17 protein-coding genes are annotated in these 16,156 nt (G+C 63.4%); 10 read left to right on the forward strand and 7 right to left on the reverse strand.

Annotation, left to right across the window (positions count from 1 at the left end; translation table 11 throughout):
* Positions 1-4: 4 nt before the first annotated feature.
* The 4 genes from ACN6KF_RS14600 to ACN6KF_RS14615 all read left to right on the forward strand — a co-directional run bounded on the left by ACN6KF_RS14600 (position 5) and on the right by ACN6KF_RS14615 (position 2,915).
* Complete coding sequence (locus tag ACN6KF_RS14600) at positions 5-586, forward strand: DUF1285 domain-containing protein (protein ID WP_434957528.1); 582 nt, start codon at positions 5-7, stop codon at positions 584-586.
* A gap of 49 nt (positions 587-635) precedes the next feature.
* Positions 636-1,301, forward strand: a complete 666-nt coding sequence (locus ACN6KF_RS14605; protein ID WP_434957529.1) for a CoA pyrophosphatase — start codon at positions 636-638, stop codon at positions 1,299-1,301.
* A gap of 21 nt (positions 1,302-1,322) precedes the next feature.
* Entirely contained in the window at positions 1,323-1,583 is a 261-nt protein-coding gene (locus ACN6KF_RS14610; protein ID WP_434957530.1) for a DUF6111 family protein, read from the forward strand.
* A 114-nt stretch (positions 1,584-1,697) separates the two neighbouring features.
* Positions 1,698-2,915 carry a CCA tRNA nucleotidyltransferase gene (locus ACN6KF_RS14615; protein ID WP_434957531.1) on the forward strand — a complete coding sequence of 406 codons (1,218 nt, stop codon included), beginning with the start codon at positions 1,698-1,700 and terminating at the stop codon, positions 2,913-2,915.
* A gap of 32 nt (positions 2,916-2,947) precedes the next feature.
* Here ACN6KF_RS14615 and ACN6KF_RS14620 read toward each other — a convergent pair whose 3' ends face one another.
* Both ACN6KF_RS14620 and ACN6KF_RS14625 read right to left on the reverse strand, forming a co-directional pair.
* Positions 2,948-3,445, reverse strand: coding sequence for a GNAT family N-acetyltransferase (locus tag ACN6KF_RS14620; protein ID WP_434957532.1), 498 nt, complete (start codon positions 3,443-3,445; stop codon positions 2,948-2,950).
* A 240-nt stretch (positions 3,446-3,685) separates the two neighbouring features.
* Positions 3,686-4,099 carry an NUDIX domain-containing protein gene (locus tag ACN6KF_RS14625; RefSeq protein WP_434957533.1) on the reverse strand — a complete coding sequence of 138 codons (414 nt, stop codon included), beginning with the start codon at positions 4,097-4,099 and terminating at the stop codon, positions 3,686-3,688.
* 647 nt (positions 4,100-4,746) lie between these two features.
* Here ACN6KF_RS14625 and ACN6KF_RS14630 point away from each other — a divergent pair.
* Positions 4,747-5,652, forward strand: coding sequence for a metallophosphoesterase family protein (locus ACN6KF_RS14630; protein WP_434957534.1), 906 nt, complete (start codon positions 4,747-4,749; stop codon positions 5,650-5,652).
* A 92-nt stretch (positions 5,653-5,744) separates the two neighbouring features.
* Here the strand turns inward: ACN6KF_RS14630 and ACN6KF_RS14635 are convergent, their stop codons facing one another.
* Together ACN6KF_RS14635 and ACN6KF_RS14640 are read right to left on the reverse strand one after the other, a co-directional pair.
* Positions 5,745-6,920: a fumarylacetoacetate hydrolase family protein gene (locus ACN6KF_RS14635; protein ID WP_434957535.1), complete on the reverse strand. Its 1,176-nt coding sequence runs from the start codon at positions 6,918-6,920 to the stop codon at positions 5,745-5,747.
* Positions 6,921-7,289: 369 nt separating this feature from the next.
* Positions 7,290-7,979, reverse strand: coding sequence for a nucleotidyltransferase family protein (locus ACN6KF_RS14640; RefSeq protein ID WP_434957536.1), 690 nt, complete (start codon positions 7,977-7,979; stop codon positions 7,290-7,292).
* 80 nt (positions 7,980-8,059) lie between these two features.
* Here ACN6KF_RS14640 and ACN6KF_RS14645 point away from each other — a divergent pair, with 80 nt between their 5' ends.
* Positions 8,060-9,091 (forward strand): extensin-like domain-containing protein, encoded by a 1,032-nt coding sequence (locus ACN6KF_RS14645; protein ID WP_434957537.1) that lies wholly within the window; start codon positions 8,060-8,062, stop codon positions 9,089-9,091.
* A gap of 7 nt (positions 9,092-9,098) precedes the next feature.
* Here the strand turns inward: ACN6KF_RS14645 and ACN6KF_RS14650 are convergent, their stop codons facing one another.
* A complete protein-coding gene (locus tag ACN6KF_RS14650; protein WP_434957538.1) occupies positions 9,099-9,884 on the reverse strand; it encodes a FadR/GntR family transcriptional regulator in 786 nt (261 codons plus the stop codon).
* 251 nt (positions 9,885-10,135) lie between these two features.
* Between ACN6KF_RS14650 and ACN6KF_RS14655 the strand changes: the two genes are divergently transcribed.
* From ACN6KF_RS14655 to ACN6KF_RS14670, 4 genes are all read left to right on the forward strand, one after another.
* Complete coding sequence (locus tag ACN6KF_RS14655; RefSeq protein WP_434957539.1) at positions 10,136-11,428, forward strand: hydroxyacid-oxoacid transhydrogenase; 1,293 nt, start codon at positions 10,136-10,138, stop codon at positions 11,426-11,428.
* Between the two features lie 33 nt (positions 11,429-11,461).
* Entirely contained in the window at positions 11,462-12,253 is a 792-nt protein-coding gene (gene attM, locus ACN6KF_RS14660; RefSeq protein ID WP_434957540.1) for an AttM family quorum-quenching N-acyl homoserine lactonase, read from the forward strand.
* Positions 12,254-12,374: 121 nt separating this feature from the next.
* Entirely contained in the window at positions 12,375-12,647 is a 273-nt protein-coding gene (locus ACN6KF_RS14665) for a hypothetical protein (RefSeq protein ID WP_434957541.1), read from the forward strand.
* Positions 12,644-13,285 (forward strand): HD domain-containing protein, encoded by a 642-nt coding sequence (locus ACN6KF_RS14670; protein WP_434957542.1) that lies wholly within the window; start codon positions 12,644-12,646, stop codon positions 13,283-13,285. Before ACN6KF_RS14665 ends, ACN6KF_RS14670 begins: the two co-directional genes overlap by 4 nt.
* Here ACN6KF_RS14670 and ACN6KF_RS14675 read toward each other — a convergent pair.
* The gene (locus ACN6KF_RS14675; protein ID WP_434957543.1) at positions 13,270-14,715 is read right to left on the reverse strand and encodes an aldehyde dehydrogenase family protein; all 1,446 of its coding nucleotides are present in this window, start codon (positions 14,713-14,715) and stop codon (positions 13,270-13,272) included. The two genes, ACN6KF_RS14670 and ACN6KF_RS14675, sit on opposite strands and share 16 nt — an antisense overlap.
* 104 nt (positions 14,716-14,819) lie before the next feature.
* Positions 14,820-16,094 (reverse strand): MFS transporter, encoded by a 1,275-nt coding sequence (locus ACN6KF_RS14680; RefSeq protein WP_434957544.1) that lies wholly within the window; start codon positions 16,092-16,094, stop codon positions 14,820-14,822.
* Positions 16,095-16,156 lie beyond the last annotated feature (62 nt).

Below are 16,156 nucleotides of genomic sequence, written 5' to 3' on the forward strand. Positions count from 1 at the left end.
GAATATGGCCCAGACCGATCTGGCCGGATTGACCAAAGCCATCAAGGAGGCCGGCAAGCAAGCTGGCGCCCGTCCCGTGCATCTGTGGAATCCTCCCTTCTGCGGGGATATCGACATGCGCATCGCAGCCGATGGCAGCTGGCACTACATGAAGAGCCCGATCGGACGGATCGAGCTCGTCAAGCTGTTTGCCTCGATCCTGCGCCGCGACGAGGATCGCTATGTCTTGGTGACACCCGTGGAGCGCGTCGGCATCGTGGTTGATGACGTGCCCTTCGTCGCCGTGGAGATGCGCGTGGAAGAGGGTGCAAGCGGGCGAACTCTGGCCTTCCGCACCAATGTCGAGGACTGGACCGAAGCCGGCCCGGATCATCCGATGCGGTTCGAGATCGGGGCTTCCGAAGGGCTCAAGCCCTATGTGCATGTGCGTGCCGGCCTTTGGGCCCGGGTCAACCGTGCTTTGTATTACGACCTTGCCGATCTCGGCGAAGTTCGCGAGATCGACGGTGTTGCCATGTTCGGCATCACCTCAGGCGGCAGCTTCTTTGCCATGGCGCCCGCGGATGAAATCGGCGCCGAGGCATGATGTGTGAAGTCATGATGATGTGCCAAGCCCTGATGTGTCAGGTCCCGACATGCTGACCGCCCTTCCCCCGTCGACCCACCATCCCGAGCTCGAAGCCTTTCTCGAACGGGCCCGGCACCGGCTTGCCGCGGAGCCGCCAGTCGGGCTCCATCTCGACAGCGTGCCCGATCATGGCGATCACCGCTTCTCCCCCGGCCTGCTCGCCGAATTGCCCGCGACGCCCTCCAAGCCGGCCGCCGTGCTGATCGCGCTCATCGACCGGCCCGACGGGCCGACGGTGCTGCTCACCCACCGCTCGAGCGCGCTGCGCAACCATTCGGGCCAGATCGCCTTTCCGGGCGGTCGCATCGATCCCGACGACGGCAGCGTGCTCGCGGCCGCCTTGCGCGAGGCCGAGGAGGAGGTCGGCCTGTCTGCCAGCCTGATCAGGCCGATCGGCTATCTCGATCTCTATCTCACCGGCTCTGGCTATCGTATTGCGCCGGTGGTGGCTCTGGCCGATCCGGGCATGGTGCTGCGTCTCAATCCCGCCGAGGTCGACAGCGTGTTTGAATGCCCGCTGGCCTTCCTGATGAATCCGGTCAATCACATTGCCGAAAGCCGCGAATGGCGCGGCGCCATGCGCCAATATTATGCAATTCCCTGGCAGGACCACTATATTTGGGGTGTGACGGCGGGGATCATCCATACCCTCTATGAGCGGCTCTATGGCTGAGACGATGAAAGTCGCACGCTGATGTTCCGGCCTTTCCTGTTCGAGGCAGTACTGTTCATTCTGCCTTTCCTGATTTACGGGATCTGGCTGCTGCTGCGCGGCGAGCGGCCCGACGCCCCCGCACCGACGGGGATCCCGCTGCTGCGGCTGATCGCGCTTGGTGTGATGTGCATGGCGGCCGGCCTCGCTCTCTTTGCCCACTATGGCGGAGCTCCTGCCGGGAGTGCCTACGTCCCTGCGCATATGGAAAATGGCAAGCTGGTCGAGCCTGAGACGCGATAGCGCAAAGTGCGATTTCTCCGAATCGGGCCTTGCTCTAACCTATTGTTTTGACGCATTTTCTTAGTCGAAAGGCCTGTCAGCTTTTCCAGAAAATGCTTTTGGATGCATGATCGGATGGATGAGCGTTTTCCCTGGCTCGACCAGCCTCCCTTGTCGATGCTGCTTGCGGCTCTGAACCGCGACGGGGAAGAAGCACGGGTGGTGGGAGGAGCCGTGCGCAATGCCCTGCTGGGCGAGGCCGTCGCCGACTGGGACATCGCCACCACCGCCCTGCCCACCGAGACCCAGGCCCGGGCCAGGGCCCGGGGTTGGAAAGTCGTACCAACAGGCATCGAGCACGGCACGGTGACCGTGGTCATCGACGGCCACCCCCTCGAAGTCACGACGCTGCGGGAGGACATCGAGACGGATGGTCGCCGCGCCATCGTGCATTTCGGCCGCGACTTTCGGGCCGACGCCTTCCGGCGCGACTTTACCATCAACGCCCTCTCGCTCTCCCCCGATGGCCGGTTGCATGACTATGCCAGTGGCCTCACCGACATTGCCGACCGGCGCGTGCGCTTTCTCGGCGATGCCGATCAGCGCATCGCCGAGGATTACCTAAGGATCCTGCGCCTGTTTCGCTTCCATGCCCGTTTTGGCACGGGACCGCTCGACGGGGCGAGTTTTGCGGCGGCGATACGCGGGCGCGAGGGCCTGCGCCAGCTCTCGGCCGAACGCATAAGGGCCGAACTCCTCAAATTACTCACAGCCCCCCAGGCGGCGGGGGTCCTCGCCGAGATCGACGATGCCGGCTTTCTCGGCATTCTGCTGGGGGGCGTGGCACGTGTCGAGGCGTTCCGGCGCATCGCAGGGCTGGAGGCCAGGGGCCTGGTGGAACCAGACGCCATCAGGCGGCTGGCCGCCCTCAGCCTGTTCACGCGCCTCGATGCCGAGCGTCTGGCGGCACGGCTGCGCCTTTCCAACGCCGAAGCCAAGCGCCTCGCGGCGATTGCCATGGTGCTGGAGCGCGTCAGGCACGCTCCGACGCTTCCCAAGGCCCGGGAGTGGCTCTATCGCCTGGGTCCCGAGCTTTATCGCGACGCCATGCTGGTCGCGGCCGCGCATCACGCCGACGAGGATTTTACCGAGGTTCTCATTTTGCCGGATCGCTGGGCCGTTCCCGATGCGCCCTTCAGCGGCAGGGATCTGGCGCGCCTCGGCATCGAGCCCGGCCCGCGCATCGGTCGCATTCTTGCCCGCGCAGAAAGAGCTTGGATCGACGGCGGCTTTGCGGAGGATGGCGCGCAGCGCCAAGCTATCCTGGAAGAAGCCGTGCGTAAGACCGCATAACCGGCTGCTCCGTGGGGAACAGGCGTCCGTGATCAGCCGCCGCGGGCAGCGCCCGTGACCCCCTCGAAGGCCCCCTCGACAAGCTCTTTCACCAGGAAACGCATCGGGTCGACCGGTCCGGGCAGCAATACTCTTCCCGGCGCGATGCGCTTGAAGCCGACACGGCTGTAATAGGGCTCGTCGCCCACCAGAATGACCAGCCGATGCCCGATCTTCGCGGCTTCGGTCAGGCTGGCCTGCATCAGCGTGAGACCGATGCCGAGCGAGCGGAACGCAGGCTCCACCGTCAAAGGTCCGAGCAGCAGGGCCGAGGTTTCGCCGACATGGATGGGCGTCAGCCGGATCGAACCCACGATCATCGAACCGATGCGTGCCACGAAGGACAATTTGGGATGGGGCGGCACTCCCTCGCGCAGCCGAAAAGCCGTGCGGGCGAAGCGTCCGGGACCAAAAGCCCGTTCGTGCAGCTTGTCGATGACGGCGCCGTCGTCAGGCGTCTCCAGGGTGAGGTCGATAGCGATTTCAGGCATTTGCGATGGTTCCGACAGGCAGAGGCGCCCGCCGGCTCAACGGTTCAGGCGCGCGAAAGGGAGTGGAGCGAAACCACGGTTCGTCGTCGCAGCTGAAGGCTCTTCGTCATCATGGCCGGCGCGTACAACAAATGCGGTCGCCTTACAACCGGATTTAGCGATCGAACGATATTTTGGCGCGCCGATCGTGCCATTTCGAGAATCGACCTGCTCCAGATGCGGCCGACGCGGGTCGCCGTGTCACCACAGGCCATCCGGCCGGCGCCGTCCCGCCACTTCATCGAGCCGGCGGCGGGTCGCCTTGGTGGTATCTTCCGGCAGGGCATTGAGGGCGAAGAAGCCTGCCTCGGCGATCTCGTGATCCGCCAGGCGGGGTTGCGCCTGGGCGTAGTGCCGGACCACGAAGAAGGCGACATGATCGCGACGGCTGACCTCCCGGTTCCAATAGAGGCCCTGCAGCTCAGGCGGCCCCTTGAGACGGATATGCCCCTCCTCCTCCAACTCCCGGGCCAAGGCTTCCAGCGCGGTTTCTCCGGTCTCGACGCCACCGCCCGGCAGATACCAGCCCGGCACATAGGTATGTCGCACCAGAAAGACCCTGTCCTCTCCGTCGAGCACGGCGGCACGCACCCCCAAAGTCATACCGCGCTGCATTCGAAAAAAGATCATGAAAAGCGGAGTCACCAGACGTCCGATCTTCTGTCGTAATGTAATTGAAGAAGAAATCATCCGTCGATGCTCGGTGATTGAAAGAGAACGGCTAAGGCTTGTTCGAGATAGCAGCGGCAAAAAACTTCCAGCACCTGCCATCCCGCCCATGCATGGCTGTCCAGCGTGCCAAGCAGCCTTTATCGGATGGTAAAATACCTAATCTTACGTTATAGAAGCGTCACCCTAATAGAGGAGACCCAGGGGCCTTCGCCCCGGTAGAGATCAATGTTGACCTATTTCCGGCTGCTTGCCAGCGCCGTTCGTATTCATGCCAAGACCCAGGCTACCCGCGACACTGTCGCATTGCTGACCTTCAGCAAAGCTTAACGATCGTCCCGCCCCACAACGGTGGTCGATGATCCCCGGCCGAAACGACGCCTGCCGTTCACGAGAACGCGCAGGCGTTTTGCGTTGACACAGACAGGTCCTATGGCCACGCTAGGGCAAAGCACGTTCACGACTGAACGCACTTTGCTCTAGCCTCTTGTTTCAACGCCTTTTTGCGGTCCTCGGTGGCTCCGTCGAATCGCAAAACGCCATAGCATCATCGGTTGTCGCTTCGTGATACCTGCCTCCCCGATTGTCTCCTGATGTTCAAGCTCGCGCATCTTTCAGACCCCCATATCGGGCCTTTGCCGCGAGCCAGGGCCAAGGAACTGGCGGGAAAGCGGGTTCTGGGCTGGATCAACTGGAATCGAGGGCGCCGCGACGTCCATCGCATGGACGTGCTGCAGCAGCTTCTCGCAGACCTGCATGCACAATCGCCCGACCACATCGCCCTGACCGGCGACGTGGTCAATCTCGCTCTGCCCGGCGAGTACCCGGCGGCGCGCGCCTTTCTTGAAACGGTCGGCGCGCCCGACTTCGTCTCGCTGGTGCCCGGCAATCATGACGCCTACACCAAGGGCGGCGCCCTCCACTTGCTCTCGGCCTTCGATCCCTGGATGCGTGGCGACAACACCGGCGCCCATCCGCTCGACGAAGACGAACGCTTTCCCTATGTACGCATCCGCGGAAAGGTGGCTCTCGTCGGCCTGTCCAGCGCCATTCCGACAGCGCCTTTCATGGCGACCGGCAAGCTCGGCCCACGACAGATCGCCAAGCTCGGTCCCATTCTCGAACATCTGGAGCATGAGGGCTATTGCCGGGTGGTCATGCTGCACCACCCTGTGCGCCGCCAAGATGCCGGGCCGACCGCGATGCTGATCGATTGCGACCGGCTGAACGCCGTGCTGCGCCGGACGGGCGCGGAGCTCGTCCTGCACGGGCATATCCATACCGGACTGGTGCATCGTCTCAAGGGCCCGAAGGGAACGATCCCGGTGGTCTGCACGCCCTCGGCCTCGGCTGCGCCGGAGCGTGCCCGCTGGCCGGCCTCCTACAATCTCTTCTCGATCACCGGCAAGCAGAAGAACTGGAAAATCGGACTGACCGTCCGTGGCTTCGTAGCCGCCGGCCACCCGCCTGAAGAGCTGCGCTCGCAAGAGCTGGCCTGAAAAGCAGCGGAGACGCTAGGGGCGGACGAGGTCGCCCCTTTCAGACCTTCAGCCAGGATCAGCCGCTACGTGATTAATTCACCGACAGGCGATCACAGCAAACCGCGCTTGGCGAGATTACGCAGGAGGTGGCTGGCGCCGAAAGTCCAGGGCGGTGCATCCGAGCTGCGCACCATGCGATTGGTAAGCGAGCCGAGTTCCGGGGCCGCGATGGTGACGACGTCGCCGATCTTGTGGGTGAAGCCCTTGCCCTTCTCGTCGCGGTCGTCGATAGGCGCGAACATGGTACCCAGGAAGAGAACTGCACCATCGGGATATTGATGGTTCACGCCGATCATCTGGGAAACGAGGTCGCCGGGATCGCGGCTGATCTTGGAGATCGAACTGACACCCGTGAGCCGGTAGCCCTCGGGCCCGCGCACCTCGAGCGTCACATCGGCACGCCTGACATGATCGAGCGAGAAAGTGGAATCGAACAGGCGCACGAAGGGACCGATCGCCGCCGAGGCATTGTTGTCCTTGGCCTTGGAAAGCAGAAGGGCCGAACGCCCCTCGAAATCGCGCAGATTGACGTCGTTGCCCAGCGTTGCTCCGACGATCTTGCCGGCCGAAGACACCACCATGACCACTTCGGGTTCGGGATTGTTCCAGGTGGAGTTCGGATGAAGGCCGGCATCGGCGCCGGTGCCGACGGCTGCCATGGGCTGGGCCTTGCTGAAGATCTCGGCATCCGGTCCGATACCGACCTCCAGATATTGCGACCAGGCACCTTGGGCGATCAGCACCTCCTTCAACCGCGCCGCCTCGGCCGAGCCGGGACGCAGGCGCGCAAGGTCGTCACCGACCAGCTTTACGATCTCGGCCCTGAGGGATGCCGCCGCAGCCGAGTTCCCTCGCGCCTTTTCCTCGATCACCCGCTCGAGCATCGAAACCACGAAGGTGACACCCGCCGCCTTGATGGCCTGCAGATCGATCGGCGCCAGCAACCAGGGCTTGCGCAGGTCGCGGTTGGCCGGCGGCGTATTGGCGAGGATCTCGGCGAGGGGGCCGATCTCGGTCGAGGGGGCCGCCTTGGCGGCCTGGGCCGGATTTCGGGCCTCGCAGAGATCCCTGACCGTGGGGAAGCTGGAGGTGATGTCATGCAGACCATCCTCCTTGGCAACCACAACGGCCGGCCCTTCGACATCCGGCAGCCAGACACGCCCGATCAATGTCCCGGCGACACCGTCGACCGGGAGGGTATTTTCGGGGGTGAGCGTGAACGACATTGCGGGCCTCGCGAGTGGTGAGAACTCTATCAACCTGCCCTTAGCGTCAACCGTGCGGAGGGGCAAGACTTGCATAAGCGGTATACAAAGATATGCGCCCTATGAATGTGGACTAACTCAACAGCCATAAAGCGGTAGCCAAAATTGACTATCGTCGTATTCTCATGATTTTTAGCGATCATCTAATATACAACGAGATGGATACAAAATATTTCAAAAAATGAAACGTTAATATTTTCGTATTAGGCTTTGTTTTAAAAGTTTAACACACAAAACTTAGCGTTTACGTCCCAGTTCGGCCATCTCCCACGTGCGACTAGTCGGACGAATTCACCAGGATAGGGCGCATCTTAGGTATTAAAGTACGTGCTATGGAAGTTTCGAGATTGCAAAAAAGCTCCGAAAATCTTCCGGCGTGTCCAAGCTGGAATCATAAACAGGATTGCGTGTAGGAAAAGCCGCGATTTGGTCGGGATAATCGGCAATCAGACTTTCACTCGAAAGATCAATGCCCCCTACGTCGAAATCCGGCGGTACCATCACAGGGTAACCCCGCCTGTCACCACGCACCGGAACCAGCGCCTTGCGCCGGTCGCCGGCGCGGTACTGGTCGATCAACCCGGCAATTTCACGTTCCGTCAGGCGCGGCTGGTCGCCGACACATAACATGATACCGTCGCAGCCCCTTTTGGCCGCCAACAGGCCTGCCCGCTCAAAAGCACGCCGGATCGCCACCGCCGGACCATCGGCCGAGGGCGAGTCCACGAATTCGACCGGCGTACGAACGAGCACCTCCTCGATGCGTTCCCGCTGGTGACCGGTCACGACAATGACATCGGCGATGACGCCGCGGATGGTCTCGACGACATGGCGGATCATCGGGCGGGCGGAAATGTCGAGCAACAGCTTGTTGCGCCCCATGCGTCGCCCCTCGCCGCCGGCGAGAACGATCGCAATGTAATTCGCCAAAGGCTGATCATCGTCCGAGGGCATGGATGACACTTCGCTCTTTGGGAAAGGCAAAGCCGAATACACGGTTTTACCATGCTTGGCCATCATGGAAGCGTCTCGCGTCGACGAAATCAATCACGGCCGCGCGGTTAACGCTTCTTTTTGAAAATGGCCGTTAAGCTGCGGCCATGTTGCGTCGCGTTGTGTGTTCTCTCGTGCTGGGTACGGTTCTCGGTAGCCTGGCTGGTTGCGGGTCGTTCTTCAATCTCGAAGAGCGTGAGCCCTGGCGTGCCCAGGCGGAGTCGCAGTGCCTGGCCTCGGGCGCGGTCCGGGAAAGCGCCGGCATTCGCATCGCCCAGGCGATCGAGGGGCCTGGGGTATGCGGTGTCGACCATCCCTTCCGTGTCACAGCCCTCAATACCAATGGCGGACAGTCCGCCCCGGTCTACGCGACCCTTCAGCCTCGGGCGCCAGAAACCGTGGCCCCGCAGCCCAATTACGCACCTCAGCCTCAGCAACAATATGCGCCTCCGGCTTCGGGGACACCAGACGGTTTGCTGCCACCCGCAGCCGTCGGCGACCAGACCGGCGCACTCGGCGATAGCGGCGCTTCCGCGCCGATGTCCTACCGGGCAGCCCCGTCGCCTGGTCCCGTCCGTATTGCCGATGGCGGCCCCTTCGCGGTTTCGATGGACCGCAGCCTGGTGCTGTCCTGCTCCATGATCCCGGCCCTGACCCGCTGGCTGGTTCAGGACGTGCAGCCAGCGGCGATGGCGAATTTCGGCTCACCCATCGTGGAGATGACGACGTTCGGCAGCTATTCCTGCCGCCGGCGCAACAACGGCCATTTCGGCCGAATGTCCGAACATGCTTTTGCCAATGCTGTCGACGTCAAGGGCTTCAAACTGGCCGACGGACGCGAGACGCGCATCCTGACCGGCTGGCGCGGCTCGGCCCAGGAGCGCAGCTTCTGGCGTGACATCGCCTTTGGCGCCTGCCCTAAATTCACCACCGTGCTCGGGCCCGGCGCCCCCTTGCACGACAATCATCTGCATCTCGATCTTGCACGTCATGGCGCGCGCAGCAAGAGCATCTGCCGTCCGCGCGCTCCCGCCGGCTGGGTGGCCGCCGCGCAACGTGGTGCCGGCGGTGCGCCGCCGCCTTCCGATGACTATACCGGCTCGATCCAGGAGGTTCCGGCCGGCGGCTACGACGAATAACGGCGCTCTAAGCCAGAAGCGCTGCCTCTTCCACCCCAATCACACCCAACCGCGTCGCCGCCAGCAGAAGATGGCGGCGCATGGCGTTGCGCGCATTGGCAGCCGAACACGCCTCGACCGCGCGGTAGATGTCGCCATGTTCCTCGATGACGCTGTCGACGTGGGCCGGGCCTTTCTGCAGGGTATTGTTGCGGGCGACGGTCACGCTCTGGTGCAGCAGCAAGGATAGATAGCGCTGGAAATCGGCAACCTTGCCATTGCCGCTCGCCGCCGCCACGGCCCGGTGAAACTCGATATCGGCGCCAACACCGAGATCCTGGCCGAGCTTGGTGCGATCCATCTCCTCCAGCCAATGCCGGAGTGCGGCCAGGTCGTCCTGCGAACGACGGATCGCCGCAAGCCCGGCCCCCTCCACTTCGAGACACAGGCGCAGTTCGAAGATCTCGCGCAGGGCGACCCCGCTGCCGACTTCTGCGTCTCGGATCCGGAAGGAACGCTGCAGCGGGGCGGCGCTGACGAAGACCCCAGCTCCCTGCCGGCTGACCACGATGCCGTCGGCCTTAAGGCGGGATACCGCCTCGCGGATGACCGTGCGGCTGACGCCGAAGCTGGCGGCAAGTTCGGGTTCGGTGGGCAGGCGGGCCCCAGCTTCGAAGCGCCCCTTCTCGATGTCCTCCTGCAGTGCGGCGACCACCCGATCGGCCAGAGGAAGCGGGCGCCCCAGACGCCTGTCCGCCTCACCATCTTGCCCGGCAGGTTCCGGGGCCGGGCGCACTCGCTCTTTGAGGGCCAAACACCCCTCCTCTTCGGCTTTCGGACAGAGCCCTGCCCGGTTTCAGGATGTTATGCGGATCGATTGCTCGTTTCAAAACACACAGAAACAGAATTCATCATATGACCATGTCACCATGTGATATTGACATGTTCTTACCATTGTGGAAGCCTTCCGCCAACTTCGCAAGTCAGGACACACGACCCGATCGCGAGCATGGTTGCGCAGCCTGGCTGCCTCGCCTGGTCGAATGATCGTCGGCGCAGGAGGACATGACGATGGCACCCACCGATCGGCGCGCGAACGAGACCATCTTCACCCTGGAGGCAACGCAGCTCAAATTCGGCAACGGGGCGGTCGAGGAACTCGACTGGGAGCTCAAGCGCCTTGGGCTTCGCAAGATATTGCTGGTCGCCGACCCAAGGTTGCGCCGGCTAGGAATTACCGAACGTGTCACCGAAATCATCGCGCGCGCCGGCGTCGAGATCAGCGTCTTCGAAAGCATTCTCGTCGAACCAACCATCGAGTCGCTGGGGGAGGCTGCCGCCTTCGCTTCATCCCAGGACGTCGATGGCTTCGTCGCCCTGGGCGGCGGCTCCACCATCGACACCGCCAAGATCGCCAACCTCATCCGCAGCCATGGCGGCGCCATTATCGACTATGTCAATGCGCCCGTCGGAGGGGGCCGCAAGCCACCTTCACCCCTGCGTCCCCTGATCGCCATCCCGACCACCTCCGGCTCGGGCTCGGAGGCGACCACGGTCGCCGTCCTCGATATTCCCGAATTCAAGATGAAGACCGGTATCTCGCACCGCTATATGCGGCCGACGCTGGCCATCGTCGATCCCGAACTGGCGCGCACCACGCCGGGAGCCGTCACGGCCTCATGCGGCCTCGACGTGGTCTGCCACGCGGTGGAATCCTTCATTTCCCGCCCCTTCGACGCCCGACCGCGCCCTGCCACGCCGGATGACCGTCCGCCCTATCAGGGCAGCAACCCGGTGGCCGACATCTGGTCCCTCAAGGCGATCGAATTCGGCGGGCATTTTCTCGAGCGCGCCGTACGCGACGGCAACGACCTGGAAGCGCGCGGCACCATGATGCTCGGCGCCACCATGGCAGGCATCGGCTTCGGCACGGCGGGCGTGCACATCCCCCATGCCTGTGCCTATCCCCTCGCCGGCCTCAAGCACAGCTACAGCGCCCCCGGCTACGAGACGAGCCACAATTTCGTGCCACATGGCTTCTCGGTGATCGTCACCTCCCCGGCGGTATTCCGCTTCACCTATGATGCTGCACCGGACAAACACATCCAGGCTGCAGAGTTGCTCAATGCCGGACCGATCGCCAATCCAGGCCCGGACTCGCTGCCGGACACCCTGATCAGGCTGATGAAGGCGGTCGGCGCGCCATCGGGCATCGCCGAACTCGGCTATGGCGAGGAAGACATTCCAGCCTTGGTGCAGGGCGCGCTCAAGCAGCAGCGCCTCCTGGTCGGTGCCCCCAAACCCATCGACGCCGCCGGGATCGAGGCCGTCATGCGCCAATCCCTGCGCAACTGGTAGGCGTGCTGACGGAAGAAAGACCAGGAGGAAACCATGGGTGAGATCGAACTGCACATGTTCCAGTGCGGCACGCTGAAGTGCAAGCTGCACAACATCAAGATGAACCAGGGCGCCAACACCGACTACGAAATTCCGGTCCCCTGGTATCTGCTCAAGCATCCCAAGGGGCTGGTGGTGATCGATGGCGGCAATGCCGTCGAGTGTGCCAGCGATCCGCGCGGCTATTGGGGCGGCATTTCCAGGACCTATTGGCCGGTGATGCAGGAAAGCGATGGCTGCGTGCAGAAGCTGCAAGCCATGGGCATCCGGCCCGATGACGTCACCCATGTCGTGCAGTCGCATCTGCATCTCGACCATACCGGCGCGATCGGCCGCTTCCCCAATGCCGTGCATGTCGTCCAGCGCCGCGAATACGAATATGCCTACGCACCCGACTGGTTCGCCGCCGGCGGCTATATCCGCAAGGATTTCGACCGGCCTGGCCTGAAATGGCAGTTCCTGGAGGCCGAGGCCACCGATGGCTATGATTTGTTCGGCGACGGTACGCTCAAGATGATCTTCACACCCGGCCATGCCCCGGGCCATCAATCCTTCCTGGTCACCCTGCCCAACAGCGGCGCCATCCTGCTGGCGGTCGATGCCGCCTACACGCTCGACCATTGGAATGAGAAGGCCCTGCCCGGCTTCCTTGCCTCGACCGTGGACACGGTGCGCTCGGTGCAGAAGCTGCGGTCCCTCGCTGCCAAGACCGAGGCCAAGGTGGTCACCGGCCACGACCCGGACGCCTGGCCGGCCTTCAAGCAATCACCGGGCTTCTACGACTAAAGCCCCGACGGGCGCCTGGATAGTCCAGGCGCCAACGGCAGACCTCGTCGAAAAGCATGACAGTTGATAGACCTGGAGATCTGGCGGCGTCGACAATCCGCCGAACTCCGAAAGCTGCTGCATGAAAACGCCCATTACAGCCCGCCAGCGTCTCGTCGATCATCTCGGGGGCATCGCCGGCTATAATGACAAGGGCTATCTGTGGAGCGGGCATACACCTGCCGAGGTACAGGCCAATCAGGACGAGGCGCAGGCCGTCATTCTCAGACTGATCGGTGAGGTCGGAGAGGCGGCCTTCAGCCGGAGCCTGCTCGCCAAACTTCAATCCGGTGCTGGAGCCCGCGATGATTCCGGCGATCTGGCCGAATGGGCACGCCGGGAGTTGCTGCCATGAGCGTTGGCGATCACCTTTCCAGGCCGCCGGCCATTTCCGAGCCGGCTTTCGCCGAATTGCTTACGGCCTATCGGGATCCGCGCCGACATTATCACGATATCGGCCATATCGAGGCCATGCTGGCGGGCTTTCAGGACTGTCGCCCCCTCCTCCATGATGCCGGAGCCATCGAACTCGCAATCTGGTTCCACGATGCCGTGTACGATGCAGCGGCCCCGGACAATGAGGAGCGCAGCGCCGATCTCGCCCGACAGGTTCTCGATAGGCGGCTCGAACCGGAAAGACTGGAACGGGTGGCAGCGCTGATCCTGGCCACCAAAAAGCATGAATTCACTGACGGCACAGGAGCTGAGGAGCGATCCGACCTGGCCTATTTCCTCGATCTCGACCTGCAGATCCTCGGCGCAGAAGCGGAACGCTTCGATGCCTATGAGGCCGCGGTGCGCCGAGAATATGCGCATGTGCCTGAAACGGCCTGGCGCATCGGGCGGACTGCCGTGCTGCAGCGCTTCATGGTCCGGCCAAGGCTCTATTTCAGCAATCTCTTCGCCGAAAAGCTGGAGGAAAGAGCGCGCGCCAATCTCGCGCGCTCCCTCGCAAACCTGTCAGGCGACCAGCCTCCTCAGGCCAACGTGTAGCTGGTCTTCACCGTGGTGTAGAACTCCGCGGCGTAGCGGCCCTGCTCGCGCGAGCCGTAGCTCGAGCCCTTCCGACCGCCGAACGGTACGTGATAGTCGACGCCCGCCGTCGGCAGGTTGACCATCACCATGCCGGCCTGGACATTGCGCTTGAAATGCGTGGCGTATTTCAGGCTGGTGGTGGCAATGCCGGCGGAGAGGCCGAATTCGGTGTCGTTGGCGGCGGAGAGTGCCTCGTCGTAATCCTTGACGCGCACCACGGCGGCAACCGGCCCGAAAATCTCCTCGCGGGCGATACGCATGTCGTTGCTGGCGCCGGTGAACAGGGCCGGCGTCAGATAGAAGCCGGGCGCCTCGCGCTTTACCAGATCGCCGCCGAAGGCCAGGTTGGCGCCCTCTTCCCTGCCGATCTTGATGTAGTTCAGGTCCTGGTCGAGCTGGCTCTGGTCGACCACCGGGCCGATATGGGTGCCGCTCTTCATGGCGTCGTCGACGCTGAGGCCCTTGAGGCGCTCGACCAACGCCGCCACGAAGGCATCGTGGATACCGTCGGTGACGATCAGGCGCGAAGAGGCGGTGCAGCGCTGGCCGGTGGAGAAGAAGGCACCGTTGACGGCGGCCTCCACGGCCACCTTGACGTCGGCATCGTCGAGCACGACGAAGGGGTTCTTGCCGCCCATTTCGAGCTGCACCTTCTTCATCGGCGAAGAAGCGACGCAGGTCGCGGCAATCTTGCGACCGGTACCGACCGAGCCGGTGAAGGAGATGGCATCGACGTCAGGCGAGGACAAGAGCGCCTCGCCGACCACCGAGCCGCGGCCCATCACCAGATTGAACACGCCGGCGGGCAGGCCGGAACGCGCGATGATCTCGCCCAATGCATGGGCGGTGGCCGGCACGAGATCGGCCGGCTTCAACACCACGGTGTTGCCGTAGCACAGCGCCGGCGCGATCTTCCAGGCCGGAATGGCGGCAGGGAAGTTCCAGGGCGTGATCAGGCCGACCACGCCGATGCCTTCGCGTGTGACCTCGACGCCGACGCCGGGGCGCACCGAACCGATGATCTCGCCGGCCAAACGCAGGGCTTCACCGGCGAAGAATCCGAAGATCTGGCCGGCCCGCGCCACCTCGCCGATGCCTTCGGGCAGGGTCTTGCCTTCCTCGCGCGAAAGGATGGCGCCGAGTTCTTCCTTGCGCGCCAGGATCTCGTCGCTGATGCGCTTGAGCACATCATGGCGCTCCTGCAGGGTCGAGCGGCTCCAGCCCGGGAACGCAGCCTTGGCGGCAGCGATGGCTTTTTCGGCCTCGGCCTTGGTCGCCCGCGGGAAATGCCCGACGATCTCGGCGGTGTTGGAAGGATTCACGTCCGGCGCGAGATCGGACGAGGCGACCCATTCGCCGGCGATGAAGTTACGGGCGTGCAGTGTCATCGATGCAATCCTGAAGATAGAGAAACTGGCCGGACATTAGTCTAACCAATGCCCGGCGCAAACCGGCAGCTTGACGCGGCCAGCCATTTTCCAGCGCCACCTGTTCAGGCAGCCGCAACGGCCGTCACGCGCCGGCGCACGATCAGGAGGGCGATCAGCGCGGCGACGATGCCGGTGAGGCCGGAGAAGAGGAAGGCCTCGACATAGCTTCCCTGCAGCACCCGCATATAGCCGGCCAGGGCCGCGGCGCTGGCCGCGCCGATCTGGTGCCCTGCCGCGATCCATCCGAATACGACGGGGGCATCGCGATCGCCGAAGGCCTCGTTGGTCAGGCGCACGGTCGGCGGCACTGTGGCGATCCAGTCGAGGCCGTAGAACACGCCGAAGACGGTGAGCGTATAGATGTTGAAGCCGCTGAAGGGCAGATAGATCAGGGCAATGCCACGCAGGCCGTAATAGACGAAGAGCAGCTTGCGCGGATCGTAGCGATCGGTCAGCCAGCCCGAGAAAGTGGTACCGAAGAGGTCGAAGATCCCCATCATCGCCATCAGGCTGGCAGCCTGCACCTCGGGGATGCCCATGTCGCCGCAAAAGGAGATCAGATGCATGCCCACCAGGCCGTTGGTGGTGAAACCGCAAATGAAGAAGGTGGCGAAGAGATACCAGAAGGTGCGCGTGCGGGCCGCCCGCACCAGCGCGCCGAGCGAAGCATCGATGAGACCGGTCTGGGCCTGCGGCGGCTCAACCGGGGCCGAGGGATCGGCGCCATAGGGGCGCTGACCGATGTCGCTGGGGTGGTTGGGCACCAGGAAGAAGGCAAGCGGAATCAAGACGGCGCAGGCGATCGCCACCGCCGCCACCACCAATTGCCAGCCACCGATCTCGGAGAGCTTGGCGAGCCCGGGCTGGAAGATCAGTGTGCCCGTTGCCGCGCTGGCCGCCATCAGCCCCATGATCAGGCCGCGATTGGTCTTGAACCAGCGATTGGCGATCGTGGCGCCGAGCACCATGGCGACGCATCCGGACCCGAGACCTGAGAGCACGCCCCAGGTCGCGATCAACTGCCAGGATTCCGTCATCAGCAGGCTGAGGCCGATGGAGCCCGCCATCAGCGTCAGGGCGATGACCAGCACCTGACGTATGCCGAAGCGGTTCATCAGGGCCGCGGCAAACGGGCCGACCAGGCCGTAGAGGAGGATGCCGATCGAACCGGAGAGCGAAATCGTGTCGATACCCCAGCCGAACGCCTTGTGCAGAGGCTGAAGCAGCAGCCCGGGAGAGGCTCGCACGCCGGCCGCCACCAGCAGGCAAAGAAAGATGACGGCGACCACGACGAAGGCATATTTCTGGCCGAAAGGCCGACGGCTCACGGGCTGCATCGGAAGACCTGCACTGTCGAGATTGACTTGATACGTACCGGTCTGTAACATCGTTGTTGGAA

Origin of the sequence: Labrys methylaminiphilus subsp. lupini, assembly GCF_051161885.1 — a bacterium.
Classification (GTDB): domain Bacteria; phylum Pseudomonadota; class Alphaproteobacteria; order Rhizobiales; family Labraceae; genus Labrys.

Bases quoted from the DNA above. Each gene is read 5' to 3' on its own strand.
- ACN6KF_RS14620 (WP_434957532.1), bottom strand. From the start codon at position 3,445: ATGCCTGAAATCGCTATCGACCTCACCCTGGAGACGCCTGACGACGGC.
- ACN6KF_RS14600 (WP_434957528.1), top strand. From the start codon at position 5: ATGGCCCAGACCGATCTGGCCGGATTGACCAAAGCCATCAAGGAGGCC.
- ACN6KF_RS14625 (WP_434957533.1), bottom strand. From the start codon at position 4,099: ATGCAGCGCGGTATGACTTTGGGGGTGCGTGCCGCCGTGCTCGACGGA.
- ACN6KF_RS14645 (WP_434957537.1), top strand. From the start codon at position 8,060: ATGTTGCGTCGCGTTGTGTGTTCTCTCGTGCTGGGTACGGTTCTCGGT.
- ACN6KF_RS14675 (WP_434957543.1), bottom strand. From the start codon at position 14,715: ATGACACTGCACGCCCGTAACTTCATCGCCGGCGAATGGGTCGCCTCG.
- ACN6KF_RS14615 (WP_434957531.1), top strand. From the start codon at position 1,698: ATGGATGAGCGTTTTCCCTGGCTCGACCAGCCTCCCTTGTCGATGCTG.
- ACN6KF_RS14665 (WP_434957541.1), top strand. From the start codon at position 12,375: ATGAAAACGCCCATTACAGCCCGCCAGCGTCTCGTCGATCATCTCGGG.
- ACN6KF_RS14640 (WP_434957536.1), bottom strand. From the start codon at position 7,979: ATGATGGCCAAGCATGGTAAAACCGTGTATTCGGCTTTGCCTTTCCCA.
- attM (WP_434957540.1), top strand. From the start codon at position 11,462: ATGGGTGAGATCGAACTGCACATGTTCCAGTGCGGCACGCTGAAGTGC.
- ACN6KF_RS14680 (WP_434957544.1), bottom strand. From the start codon at position 16,094: ATGCAGCCCGTGAGCCGTCGGCCTTTCGGCCAGAAATATGCCTTCGTC.
- ACN6KF_RS14655 (WP_434957539.1), top strand. From the start codon at position 10,136: ATGACGATGGCACCCACCGATCGGCGCGCGAACGAGACCATCTTCACC.
- ACN6KF_RS14605 (WP_434957529.1), top strand. From the start codon at position 636: ATGCTGACCGCCCTTCCCCCGTCGACCCACCATCCCGAGCTCGAAGCC.
- ACN6KF_RS14630 (WP_434957534.1), top strand. From the start codon at position 4,747: ATGTTCAAGCTCGCGCATCTTTCAGACCCCCATATCGGGCCTTTGCCG.
- ACN6KF_RS14635 (WP_434957535.1), bottom strand. From the start codon at position 6,920: ATGTCGTTCACGCTCACCCCCGAAAATACCCTCCCGGTCGACGGTGTC.
- ACN6KF_RS14610 (WP_434957530.1), top strand. From the start codon at position 1,323: ATGTTCCGGCCTTTCCTGTTCGAGGCAGTACTGTTCATTCTGCCTTTC.
- ACN6KF_RS14670 (WP_434957542.1), top strand. From the start codon at position 12,644: ATGAGCGTTGGCGATCACCTTTCCAGGCCGCCGGCCATTTCCGAGCCG.